Below are 11,262 nucleotides of genomic sequence, written 5' to 3' on the forward strand. Positions count from 1 at the left end.
CGCGAACTTCTCGCAGGATCGACAAAACCAACGGCATCACAGCCTCCTCTGCTTCGAGAAAGCCTCTCAAGAATCCTTCTTCTGCTGCTTGGCAATACACAATCAACTTATCTGCGATTCCCCTGCCTCAAGGGGGGAGATTGGTAGCGTCGGCTCCATCGCCTTTTCTTCGACGGTGAAAATTGGCGAAAGCGCTTGCGGCATCTGATCTCCCCACTTGAGGGGGAGATGTCCGGCAGGACAGAGGGGGGCGCTGTCCCGCCAAGGTCGGAAATGACGAGCTGATGTCCCCTCAATGCTTGATGCGATCCCTCATCGCGTACCAAAGCATCCCCAGCACATAGAGCGGACCGCGCAGCGCTGTGCCGCCAGGGAACGGCATCGGGGTCAGCATCGAAAACAGGTCCAGCCGCGAAGCGTCACCCGTGATCGCTTCGGCCAGCAGCTTGCCGGACAGCGTCGACAGGATGACGCCCTTGCCGGAATAGCCATGCGCGAAATAGACCTCGCCATAGTGCCCGACATGCGGCAGTCGCGACGTCGTCACCGACACAAGCCCGCCCCAGGCATGATCGATGCGGCAGCCCTTGAGCTGGGGAAAGGTGGCTTCCATGTGCGGCCGCACGAAGCCGGCGATATCGGCCGGCGGTGACGGCGTGTAGCGCTCGCCGCCGCCGAACAGCAGCCGTCCATCCGCCGACATCCGGTAGTAGTTGACGACGAAGCGCGTGTCGGACACCGCGACATTGGCCGGGATGACATTGCGCTTGCCCTCCAGCGGCTCGGTGGCGACGATGTAGTTGCCGACCGGCATGATGCGGCTGTTGACGCGCGGCTCCAGCCCATTGAGCAGAGCGTCACCCGCCAGCACGACATGTTTTGCACGCACCGATCCCTTTGCCGTCGAGACCCGGATAGAAGGCTCGCGCTCCAGCCGCACGGCGACCGAATTCTCATGGATGGTGACGCCGGCAGCAACCGCGGCGCGGGCGAGGCCGAGCGTGTAGTTCAGCGGGTGCATGTGGCCGCCAAGCGGCTCGTACATCGCGCCATGATATGACGTGTCGACCTTGGCTCGGGCTTCAGCCGCCGACAGGATCTCGACGTCACCAAACTTCATCACGCTTTCAAGGCACTTGGCCTCTTCTTCCAGATCCCTGAGGTCGGAGCTATTGACCGCGCCGACGAGATGGCCGGTCAGCCTGAGATCGCAATCGATGGCGTGGCGCTCGATGATGCCGAGCACCAGGCCGCGTGCTTCGAAGGCAAGATCGAACAGCGCCTTCGCCCGCTCAGGCCCGTAGAGCTTGACCAGTCCCTTGGCGCCCTTGCGCAGGCCGGGGATCATCTGGCCGCCATTGCGGCCCGATGCGCCCCAGCCGATCTTGCCGCCTTCGAGAAGCACCACCTTCAACCCGCGCTCGGCGGCGTGAAGGGCGGCGGACAGACCGGTGCAGCCACCACCGACGACCACCACATCGGCTTCGACATCGCCGACCAACGCCGGAGAGTCCGGCGCCGGATTGGCGGTGGCGACATAGAAAGATTTACCGATGTCGAGGCCCGAATTGAAACCCGTTGAACTGGAAGCCATGATCACACCTTCAGCAGAAGGTGGTCGCGTTCCCAGCTCGTCACCACGCCCTGGAACAGATCGAGCTCGACACTCTTGACGCGCAGATAGGTCTGGAAGAAATCCTCGCCGAGCAGTTCCCTCACCGGGCCGCAAGCCTCGAAACGGTCGAGCGCCTCCTCCATGGTTTTCGGCAGCGTGCTCTTGATCTTGTAGGCATTGCCCGACGCCTCGGCCGAGCGCGCCAGTTTCTGTTCGACGCCGAGATAGCCGGTGAGGAGCGAGCCGGCGATCGCCAGGTAAGGATTGGAATCCGCACCCGGAAGCCGGTTCTCGACCCGCCGAGCGGCGCGCCCACCAGCCGGCACGCGCAATCCGCAGGAACGGTTGTCATGCGACCATTCGATGTTGGCCGGCGCGCTGTGGTTCGGCCTTATGCGGCGGAACGAGTTCACGTTGGGCGCAAACAGCGGCATGATTTCCGGGACATACTTCTGCAGGCCGCCGATGAAATGGCCGAACATTGCGGTGTCGGCATCGTCGCTGCCGGCAAACAGCGTCTTGCCGGCCTCGTCGATGACCGACATGTGCAGATGCATCGAGCTTCCCGCCTGGGCCGCAATCGGCTTGGCCATGAAGGTCGCGTGCATGCCGCTCTGCTGCGCGGCCTGGCGCGTCAGCCGCTTGAACAGCAGCACCTTGTCGGCCAGCGGCAGCGCATCGCCATGCAGGAAGTTGATCTCGAGCTGCGCCGTACCCGATTCGTGGATCAGCGTGTCGAGCGGCAGGCCGGCCGCCGCCGCATAGTCGTAGATGCGCCGGATCACCGGCTCGAACGCCTCGAGCCCGGCCATATCGTAGGGATGCTGCACGGTCTCGGCGCGGCCGTTGGCGCCGACCGGCGCGGTCAGCGGCTGGTCCGGATCGGGATTGGGCGCGGTGAGATAGAACTCCAACTCGGGCGCCACCACCGCCCGCCAGCCGCGCTTGGCGTAGAGGTCGAGGACGGCGCGCAGCACATGGCGCGGCGCGGCCATCCAGGGCCGGTCGTCCATATGGAAGGCATCGGCAAAGACATAGGCCTTGCCGGGAGCGGCACCCGGCGCCAGGCAGAGCGTCGATACATCAGGCACCATGCGCATGTCCGGATCCGAATAGGCAAAGCCCTCGTCGATCGAGCCGGAATAGCGGCCGTCGATGCTGACCAGGAAAGCGCTGCTCGGCAGATAGAGCGCGCGGTCTTCAAGCGCCTGGAGGAATTTGGCCGTAGGCAACGCCTTGCCGCGCAGGACGCCATTCATGTCGGGCACCAGGCACTCGACTTCGTTGATGCCGTGCCTGGCCAGCCAGGCCTTGGCATCGTTGCCGCCGGAGAGCGAGATATTCGTGTTATTGTCAGGCATTTCGTTCATGTCCGCATCAGAGAGAGTATGGCTTGCGCGGCCACATCCGTTCCAGGTTTCAGCGCCATTTGGGCTGCATTGTCCCTGAGGCGGGCGCGCATGGCATCGTCGGCCAGCAGGCCGAGAATGGCTTTCTCCAACACTCCTTCGGTCCAGGCGTCACGGCCGATATGGTCACCGACGCCGGTTTCTCCGGCGCGGCGCGCATTGTCGTGTCCGTCCCAGCAATAGGGCATGATCAGTGACGGCACGCCGAAGCGGAGCGCCTCGCAAAAGCTGTTGTTGCCGCCGTGATGGATGAACAGATCCGATTTCGCCACCACCGAGGGCTGCGGAAACCAGGCGTCGAGATAGACATTGTCGGGCACCGCGCGATAGGCGTCGCGCAGGCCGCCGGCGTTGACGATGAAGCGGGCGGGCAGCCTGTCGAACACCGCCAGCATCCGCTCGATCAGGCCGACATCCATGGCGCCCAGGCTGCCGAAGCTGACATAGACCAGCGGCCCGCCATTGCGCGGAAACACCGGCACCTCGAACGGCCCTTCCGAACGCACGCAGCCTTCAAGATAGACGAAGCGCGCGGGGTCGAGCGGCACGGCGCGCTCGCGGCGCACGATCGAAGGCGTCAGCAGCAAATTGAGGTCGGGTGAGGTCTCCAGGAACAGACCCTTCGGCAGCGGCGCCAGGCCGGCATCCGCCCGAAAGCGGTTGAAGCGATCATGCGCCGGTGCTGAGGCGCTGAGATAGCGGGCTTCGAACGCCGCGCGTTGCGGGTCGTCGGCGCCAAGTCCCGACAGATAGGGCGGCACATTGGCATCCGGAAGCTCGGTCTCGGCGCAGGAGACGACGCGCACCCAGGGACAGCCGGCGGCGGCGATCGCCGGGAACATGATGACATTGTCGAGCACCACCGCATCCGGCTTCAGCCGCGCCAGCAATTGGCGCAGCGGCGCCTCGGCGTTGACCGCGGTGTCGACGATCGCTTGCCAGGTCGGCGCGACGTAGGTTTCCAGCTGGTCGATCGGGCTCAGCCTGAAATGCGGCAGGTGCCGGCGCACGAAGGCCTGCCAGTAACTCTGGCGTTCGCTGTCGCTCAGCGGCTCGTCGGTCGGCAGCTGATATTCCTGGAAACCATAGTCGGCAAAGACGCCGGAGAAGCCGGCATGACAGATGAAGACCGGCCGGGCTCCCTTGGCACGCAATGCCTGCGCGATGCCGACGCAATTCAACGCCGCGCCGAAGCTTGCTTCGGGAAACAGCGCGATGGTCGGGCTGGCTTTACGCGTCAATTAATCCTCGTCAATCCGGCCGGCTGATCATGCCGAACAGGGCGGGCGCCCCGCGACTGGCCGCTTGCGGTCGCTGGTTGCGGGAGAGCCGCAGGTGGATGCGAAGCAGATCGGCAGCCACCTCATACTGCAGGCTTTCAAGATGGTCGAGTATAGCAAGGTGTTCGCGCAGCGATTGCCGCAAGCGGAAGACGTTGACGCCGGCATAGATGCCCGGCAATCGGCGCAGCCTGAGGTGATCGGCCAGCGCGTCGGCGACGAAGCGGTTGGCGCAGCCTTCGGCGAGCATGCCGTGAAAATCGATGTCCAGCCGCTGGAATTCGCGTGTGTCGAATGTAGCGTCCGGCATTGCCACCAGCGCTTCCATGCCCTGGCGCAAAGCCGCCGCCCGCGCGCCATCCAGCCGGAAACCCGGCGTCAGGATGGCCGCGGGCTCCAGCAGCAAGCGGAACTCATAGCTGTCACCTTGCGCCTCCGGATCGTCGGGGGTGCGCCGAAACAGCCAGGACTGGCCAGGCGCACGGTCCAGCAGATTTTCATCCGTCAGTTTGTTCAACGCTTTTAGTACCGTCTTGCGCTCGGCACTGTAGCGCCGCATCAGCCCCGCGACGGTCACCGTCTGGTCCAGCCGCCGCGCCGACCGGTCGCGCAGGATCGCCTCGGCCAGCTCGTCCTCCTCGGCAGCTGGCAGTTCCGTGGCGACCGAAGCCTGCGCGGTGAGGTCAATGGCCAGATGATACCCGGAATCCGCCTCCCAGCGTACGACGCCCCGCTCCGCGAGCAGGCCGAGTGCCGCCCGCACCGGCGTGCGTGAGACGTTGCACAGGGAGGCGATCTGCTGCTCCGGCAAGCGTGCGCCGGGCTCGAAACCGCGCTGCCGCGCCACATCCAGGATGCGCTGCGCCAGATCGAGATGGTTGGTGCGAGGTCGTCGGGCTGCGGCTTGCATGACTGGTCCAGAGGAAAACGAGATGACCGCCTCGATTTGACCGATCGCCCGCACGGACGCAATCGGCCAGATTCGACGGTCGCTTGACAAATTATGGATTGACGTACTTTTTTCTGCAATAGTACTGTCAAGGCAATCGGCGAGAAAAAAGACCGAGGGAACAGGATCGAGGCGGCGGCATGGTCGCGAGCGTTGGTCCGGCGAATGCAATTCGACGATCAACCGGAATGGGAGTCTGTCATGACCGCTACCAGCCTGCGGCGCCGTGCGCTGAAAACATCTTCGATCGCACTTGGCCTGGCCCTGGCGCTGTCCGCGCCGGCGCTGGCTGCCGACCTCGTCATTTCCAACTGGGACGGCTACATGGCACCCGACGCCATGGCCGCCTTCAAGACCGCGACCGGCGTGTCCGGCGAAGTGGTGGTGCATGCCACCAATGAGGAGATCATGGGCAAGCTGATTGCCGCCGGCGGCAAGGGCTATGACGTGGTCTTTGTCTCCTCGCCCTTCGCCGAGGTGCTGAACAAACTCGGCCTGACCGAGCCGATCGACCACACCAAGATACCGAACCTCGCCAACCTCTATCCGGAAGCAACCAAGCTGCCGCACGATGTCGGCAATGCATTTTCGGTCCCGTACACCTGGGGCACCACCGGCCTCTGCTATCGCTCGGACCTGATGAAGGTCGCACCGACCAGCTGGAGCGACCTGCTCGCGCCCTCCGACGAATTGAAGGGCAAGACCACCATGCTGGCAACCGACCGCTGGCTGCTGGCTGCCGGGCAGCTCGACAAGGGCTATTCGGTCAACGAAACCGATCCGGCCAAGATGGCCGAGGTCAAGGATCTTCTGATTTCGGCCAAGAAGACCCTGCTCGCCTATGACGACACCACCTTCTATTCCAAGCTGGTGTCAGGCGAGGCGCTGATGGTGCAGGCATGGGACGGCTGGTGCAATTACGGCATCGCCGAAAAGCCCGAGATCAAATACGTCATTCCCAAGGAAGGTTCGGACCTCTGGGTCGACACGATGGTGGTGATGAAGGCCTCCGCCAACAAGGACGCCGCCTTCCAATTCATCAACTTCATGCTCGACGCCAAGAACCACGCCTGGGCGGCGCAGAACATCGACTACAAGGTGCCGAACAAGCCGGCCATGGAAAGCCTGCCGGCCGATTTCCTGGCCAAATTCCCCAACATGGCGATGCCGGTGGCCGACCTCGTCAAGTTCGAGCAGTTGCGTGACGTCGGCGACGCCCAGCGCGACTATTCGAAGATCGTCAGCGAGATCAAGGCCGCGCAGTAGGGACTATTCCAACAGCATCTTGGAATTAAGCTTGCGTTCCGTATCGCCCCCCTCTGGCCTGCCGGCCATCTCCCCCTCAAGGGGGGAGATTGGCTGTGGCATCGCCTTCGCCAATCTTCAACGCATCGGGGTGAGCGCGACGTTGGGACTGCTGATCTCCCCCCTTGAGGGGGAGATGCCCGGCAGGGCAGAGGGGAGTGCGGCGTGACTCGCCCCTCCCGCTCCTCCCTCCTGATGGCCCCGGCCCTGGCCTGGCTCGCGGCCTTGATGGTGGTTCCATGCGCGCTGGTGCTGGCGCTCGCCTTCTTCCGGCGCGGCATCTATGGCGGCATCGAATACACCTTCACGCTGGAGAATTTCGGCCTGGTCTTCGACCCGCTCTATGCCGGCATTTTCCTCAATTCGGCGCGCATCGCCGGCACCGCGACACTGATCGCGGTGGTGATCGGCTATGCCGCCGCCTACGCCATCGCAGCGGCCCCGCGCCGGTGGCAGCCGGTGTTCCTGTTCTTCGCCGTGCTGCCCTTCTGGTCCAACTATCTGATCCGCACCTATGCCTGGATCGTGCTGCTCAACCGTGAGGGTCTGATCACCCAGCTGCTGCGCTGGTTCGGCTATACCGGCGAGCCGCCGTCGATGCTCTACACCGAAGGCGCGGTTATCGCCGGTCTCGTCTACAACTACCTCCCCTTCGTCATCCTCGCCTGCTACGCGCCGCTGTCGCGCCTCAACCCGGAACTCGCCGAAGCATCGCGCGACCTCGGCGCTTCGGCAGCCACCACATTCCGGCGTGTCATCCTGCCGCTGACAGTGCCGGGCATTGCCGCAGGTGCTGTCTTCGTCTTCGTGCTGTCGATCGGCAATTTCGTCACCCCGGCGCTGCTCGGCGGCGGCCGCTTCCAGATGATCGGCAACCTCGTCTACGACCAGTTCCTGACCGCCAATGACTGGCCTTTCGGGGCGGCACTCGCCATGGCGCTGATCGCCATCATGCTTCTGGTACTGATGGCGCAGGCGCTGGCCGCCAATCGCGCCTCGGGTCACGTCACGCAAGCCGGCGGAGGCACCGATGGCTGAGCGCGCCTTCTTTCCCTTCTCTCCGTTCACGGGGAGAAGGTGCCCCGAAGGGGCGGATGAGGGGCGGCGCCAGCCTTTGCGACCCTCAGCGCTGCCCCTCATCTGCCTGCCGGCATCTTCTCCCCGTGACCGCGGAGAAGGACGCTGTTTGCTCCCTTGGCTCCAAGCTATCGGAGGGCAGCGATGAACCATTCCTTTGCCCGCAGTTTCGGCATGCGGACGATCCTCGTTCTCGTCTTCGCCTTCCTCTACATCCCGATCGCCGTGCTGGCGGCGCTGTCCTTCAACGAAGGCGGTCTGCCGACGGCATGGTCGGGCTTTTCACTGAAATGGTATGCCTCGCTGGCCGGCAATTCGGCGATCCTGTCCGCTGCGCTCAACACGCTGATCGTGGCGCTAATCTCGACCGCGATCGCCACCCTGCTCGGCACCCTGCTGGCGATCGGCATCGAGATGCGCCGGCAATATGGGAAAGGCCTCGAAGCGCTGATCTTCGCGCCGATGATCATTCCCGACATCGTATTGGCAATCGCGCTGCTCTCGTTCTTCTCCATGCTCAACCTGACCATGGGCCTGCACACCATCATCCTCGCCCATGTCGTCTTCAACCTCGCCTTCGTATGCTCGGTGGTGCGTGCGCGGCTGAAGAGTTTCGACTGGTCGATCGTCGAGGCCTCCGCCGACCTCGGCGCCTCCGCCATTACCACCTTCCGGCGGGTGACGCTGCCGGTCATCGCGCCGGCGGTGATCGCCGGGGCGCTGCTCGCCTTCACGCTCTCGGTCGACGAATTCATCATCGCCTTCTTCACCGCCGGCGCCGGGCGCGCCTCGACCACGCTGCCGATGCAGATCTACGCCATGATCCGCTTCGGCATCACGCCTGAGATCAACGCGTTGGCGACCATCGTCATGGCGGTCTCGATCACCGCGCTGACCCTGTCGCAGCGGCTCAACCGTGGGATCATAGGCCAATGAGCGAACCGCGCACGCTGCTGGCCATCGACAAGGTGTCGAAGAATTTCGGCCGGGTGACGGCTGTCGACGGCATCTCGCTCGACATCCGCGAGAACGAGTTCTTCGCTCTGCTCGGACCATCCGGCTGCGGCAAGACCACGCTGCTGCGCATGCTGGCCGGCTTCGAGACGCCGAATGACGGGCGCATCCTGCTCGACGGTCGCGACATTGCTAAAACCCTACCCAACAAGCGGCCGGTCAATCTGATGTTCCAGTCCTACGCGCTGTTTCCGCATATGAGCGTCCGGGCCAACGTGTCCTACGGCCTCGAGATGGAACGTTTGCCGGCGTCAGAGATCCGCTCCCGCGTCGACGCCATCCTGGCGACGACCGAGCTCGTCCCCTTCGCCGACCGCAAGCCGGAGCAATTGTCGGGCGGCCAGAAGCAGCGCGTCGCGCTCGCCCGTGCCCTGGTCAAGCGCCCCCGGCTGCTGCTGCTCGACGAGCCGCTCGGCGCGCTCGACAAGAAACTGCGCGGCGCCATGCAGCTGGAGCTGAAGCGCCTGCAGCACGAGGTCGGCATCACCTTCGTCATCGTCACCCATGACCAGGAAGAATCGCTCGTCATGGCCGACCGCATGGCGGTGCTGAAGGACGGCAAGCTGCTGCAATGCGACACCCCGCACGCGATCTATGAACATCCCGCCGACCGTTTCGTCGCCGACTTCATCGGCGTGATGAATTTTGTGCCGGGCAAAGCCGCCGCAGATGGGGTTGTAGCCGCAGATGGCGCTCGGATATCGGGCAAGGTTCCCGCAACGCTTTCGCCCGGCGCATCCGCTGTCGCGTCGGTGCGACCCGAACGCATCCGGCTGTTCCCATCGGGTGAAACCGCCAACCGCACCACCGGCACGGTCGAAGCGCTCGCCTATCAGGGGCTCGACCTGCAACTGCATGTCCGCACGCCCCTATCGCCAAAGCCTTTCTTGGTGCGTGTCACCGCGGATGCCGCCGACCGCCGGCCGGTCTCGTCGGGCGACCAGGTCGAACTCGGCTGGGATGCCGCCGATGTCAGAATTTTCGCAGAGTGACAGGAGAAGCTTTATGGCGCAGAAGACGATCGCGTTTTTTCCAGAAGCCGCCTACGGCCCGGCGCTCAATTCTGTCGGCATTGCCCAGGCAGTCGAGGCGCGCGGCCACCAGGCCGTTTTCCTGTCCGACCCCGGCTTCGTCGATGTCTACAAGGGTTATGGCTTCGAGGCCCATCCGGTGAACCTGTCGGAGCCGATGCCGCCCGAACAGATGGCAAAATTCTGGGAGGATTTCATCAACGGCCACATCCCCAACTTCCGCAAATCGCCCTACGACCAGGTCGACAATTACGTCAAGGATTGCTGGACGGCGATCGTCGACAGCGCCAAATGGGCGCAAAAGGACCTGCCGGGCGTTCTCTCGGCCATCGAGCCTGACGTGATCTGCGTCGACAACGTCATCCTGTTCCCGGCCATCAAGCAGTACGGCAAGCCGTGGGTGCGCGTCATCTCCTGCTCGGAAAACGAGATCGAAGATGAGGACATACCGCCGCATCTCTCCGGCTGCGGCGAAAACGACCACGCTGGACATCAGCGCTACCGCGACCATTTCAACGCCGTCATCAAGCCGATCCATGACGACTTCAACGCCTTCCTCACCGCCAACGGCGAGGCGCCCTATCCGATCGGCCAGTTCTTCGAGGCCTCGCCCTATCTGAACCTGCTGCTCTACCCCGAAGCGGCAAAATTCAAGCGCCGCCATCCGCTCGACCCGGCCAGGTTCCAATATCTGGAAGGCTGCGTGCGGCAGGAGAAGCCGTACACGGTACCGACCTTCGCGAAAAACAATGACGGGCCGCTGCTCTATGTCTCCTTCGGCAGCCTCGGCGCCGGCGATGTCGATCTGCTGAAGCGCATCATCGCAACGCTCGGCAAGACGCGCTACCGGGCGCTGGTCAATGTCGGCGGCTACAAGGACCAGTATACGGACGTGCCCAGCAACGTCATCGTCGACAGCTGGTTCCCGCAGCCTTCGGTTATCCCTCAGGTCGATGCGGTGATCCACCATGGCGGCAACAACTCGTTCACCGAGTGCCTCTATTTCGGCAAGCCGGCGATCATCATGCCCTATGTCTGGGACGGCCACGACAACGCCACCCGCGTCGAAGAAACCGGCCACGGCTTCGGCATGCCGCGCTACGACTGGAGCGATGCCGAGGTGGTTGCCAAGATCGAGGCCTGCCTGACAGATCCGAAGATGAAGGCCAAGCTGGCGAAGACATCTGGGCAAATGCAGATGCAGAACGGGCCGGAAAAAGCGGCCGGGTTGTTGGAGGGGTTGCTGTGAGTGAGATGGTTGGCATACCGAGCCAAGGCGCCCCCCTCTGTCCTGCCGGACATCTCCCCCTCAAGGGGGGAGATCGGCTGTCACCACGGCTTTCGCCAATCGCCGAGCTCACAAGGGATGCACCGTCTTTGGAGCTGCCCATCTCCCCCCTTGAGGGCAGGGGAATCGCAGATAAGTTGATTGGCACTTGCCAAGCAGGAAAAGAGGGATTCTTGAGAGGCTTTCTCGTTGCAGAGGAGGCCGCAGTGCCGTTTGTTATGTCTATCCTGCGAGAGGTTCGTGATCCGCGCGATATCAATGCGCGGCATAATCTTGCTGAACTTCTGTTCCTGT

11 protein-coding genes are annotated in these 11,262 nt (G+C 63.7%); 7 read left to right on the forward strand and 4 right to left on the reverse strand.

The window, feature by feature from the left end; genetic code table 11:
• Window positions 1–208 (forward strand): hypothetical protein (locus EOA16_RS32950; RefSeq protein WP_206517373.1); only part of this gene is annotated, 208 nt, incomplete at its 5' end.
• A gap of 84 nt (window positions 209–292) precedes the next feature.
• Here the strand turns inward: EOA16_RS32950 and EOA16_RS32245 are convergent.
• From EOA16_RS32245 to EOA16_RS32260, 4 genes are read right to left on the reverse strand one after another with little or no spacing between them, the layout of a single operon-like run.
• On the reverse strand, window positions 293–1,594 hold the full coding sequence (locus tag EOA16_RS32245) for an FAD-binding oxidoreductase (RefSeq protein ID WP_127261722.1): 1,302 nt from the start codon (window positions 1,592–1,594) through the stop codon (window positions 293–295).
• Between the two features lie 2 nt (window positions 1,595–1,596).
• Entirely contained in the window at window positions 1,597–2,976 is a 1,380-nt protein-coding gene (locus EOA16_RS32250; protein ID WP_127261723.1) for a glutamine synthetase family protein, read from the reverse strand.
• 5 nt (window positions 2,977–2,981) lie between these two features.
• Window positions 2,982–4,265 carry a glycosyltransferase gene (locus tag EOA16_RS32255; RefSeq protein WP_127261724.1) on the reverse strand — a complete coding sequence of 428 codons (1,284 nt, stop codon included), beginning with the start codon at window positions 4,263–4,265 and terminating at the stop codon, window positions 2,982–2,984.
• 10 nt (window positions 4,266–4,275) lie between these two features.
• On the reverse strand, window positions 4,276–5,436 hold the full coding sequence (locus tag EOA16_RS32260; protein ID WP_245456074.1) for a GntR family transcriptional regulator: 1,161 nt from the start codon (window positions 5,434–5,436) through the stop codon (window positions 4,276–4,278).
• An 18-nt stretch (window positions 5,437–5,454) separates the two neighbouring features.
• On the opposite strand from EOA16_RS32260, the gene EOA16_RS32265 reads away from it, so the two are divergent.
• The 6 genes from EOA16_RS32265 to EOA16_RS32955 all read left to right on the forward strand — a co-directional run.
• Complete coding sequence (locus EOA16_RS32265; protein WP_127261726.1) at window positions 5,455–6,519, forward strand: spermidine/putrescine ABC transporter substrate-binding protein; 1,065 nt, start codon at window positions 5,455–5,457, stop codon at window positions 6,517–6,519.
• A 234-nt stretch (window positions 6,520–6,753) separates the two neighbouring features.
• Entirely contained in the window at window positions 6,754–7,596 is an 843-nt protein-coding gene (locus EOA16_RS32275) for an ABC transporter permease (protein ID WP_127261732.1), read from the forward strand.
• 183 nt (window positions 7,597–7,779) lie between these two features.
• Complete coding sequence (locus EOA16_RS32285) at window positions 7,780–8,571, forward strand: ABC transporter permease (RefSeq protein WP_127261729.1); 792 nt, start codon at window positions 7,780–7,782, stop codon at window positions 8,569–8,571.
• Entirely contained in the window at window positions 8,568–9,641 is a 1,074-nt protein-coding gene (locus tag EOA16_RS32290; protein ID WP_127261730.1) for an ABC transporter ATP-binding protein, read from the forward strand. The genes EOA16_RS32285 and EOA16_RS32290 overlap by 4 nt, the downstream gene beginning before the upstream one ends.
• 13 nt (window positions 9,642–9,654) lie before the next feature.
• Window positions 9,655–10,929: a glycosyltransferase gene (locus EOA16_RS32295; RefSeq protein ID WP_127261731.1), complete on the forward strand. Its 1,275-nt coding sequence runs from the start codon at window positions 9,655–9,657 to the stop codon at window positions 10,927–10,929.
• Window positions 10,930–11,057: 128 nt separating this feature from the next.
• Window positions 11,058–11,262 (forward strand): hypothetical protein (locus tag EOA16_RS32955; protein ID WP_206517374.1); only part of this gene is annotated, 205 nt, incomplete at its 3' end.

Source organism: Mesorhizobium sp. M7A.F.Ca.US.008.03.1.1, from assembly GCF_003997495.1.
Taxonomy (GTDB): Bacteria; Pseudomonadota; Alphaproteobacteria; order Rhizobiales; family Rhizobiaceae; genus Mesorhizobium.

Bases quoted from the DNA above. Each gene is read 5' to 3' on its own strand.
- EOA16_RS32285 (WP_127261729.1), top strand. From the start codon at position 7,780: ATGAACCATTCCTTTGCCCGCAGTTTCGGCATGCGGACGATCCTCGTT.
- EOA16_RS32265 (WP_127261726.1), top strand. From the start codon at position 5,455: ATGACCGCTACCAGCCTGCGGCGCCGTGCGCTGAAAACATCTTCGATC.
- EOA16_RS32250 (WP_127261723.1), bottom strand. From the start codon at position 2,976: ATGCCTGACAATAACACGAATATCTCGCTCTCCGGCGGCAACGATGCC.
- EOA16_RS32245 (WP_127261722.1), bottom strand. From the start codon at position 1,594: ATGGCTTCCAGTTCAACGGGTTTCAATTCGGGCCTCGACATCGGTAAA.
- EOA16_RS32295 (WP_127261731.1), top strand. From the start codon at position 9,655: ATGGCGCAGAAGACGATCGCGTTTTTTCCAGAAGCCGCCTACGGCCCG.
- EOA16_RS32275 (WP_127261732.1), top strand. From the start codon at position 6,754: ATGGCCCCGGCCCTGGCCTGGCTCGCGGCCTTGATGGTGGTTCCATGC.
- EOA16_RS32290 (WP_127261730.1), top strand. From the start codon at position 8,568: ATGAGCGAACCGCGCACGCTGCTGGCCATCGACAAGGTGTCGAAGAAT.